1 pseudogene is annotated in these 375 nt (G+C 65.1%); it reads left to right on the forward strand.

Features of this window, described 5'->3' with window-relative positions:
* Positions 1-375 (forward strand): annotated as a pseudogene (locus AB4Z27_RS29800) (UDP-glucose 6-dehydrogenase); the annotation flags it as partial.

Here is a 375-nt window from a genome sequence, read left to right on the forward strand (position 1 = left end):
CCGCATCGTGCTGGGCTGCTCGCCCGACGTGGCCGGTCGCCATGCCAAGGCCATCATGCGCGAGCTGTACTCGCCGTTCAACCGCAACCACGAGCGCACCTTCTATATGGATGTGCGCTCGGCCGAGTTCACCAAATACGCGGCCAATTCGATGCTGGCGACGCGTATTTCCTTCATGAACGAGCTGGCCAACCTGGCTGACGAGGTCGGTGCGGACATCGAACTTGTCCGACTCGGCATCGGCTCGGACCCGCGCATCGGCTACAGCTTCCTGTACGCCGGCGCCGGCTACGGCGGCTCGTGCTTCCCGAAGGACGTGCAGGCGCTGATGCGCACGGCCACCTCGTACGGCAAGCCGATGCGGGTGCTGGAAGC

Origin of the sequence: Cupriavidus sp. KB_39 (assembly GCF_052114485.1) — a bacterium.
GTDB lineage: Bacteria > Pseudomonadota > Gammaproteobacteria > Burkholderiales > Burkholderiaceae > Cupriavidus.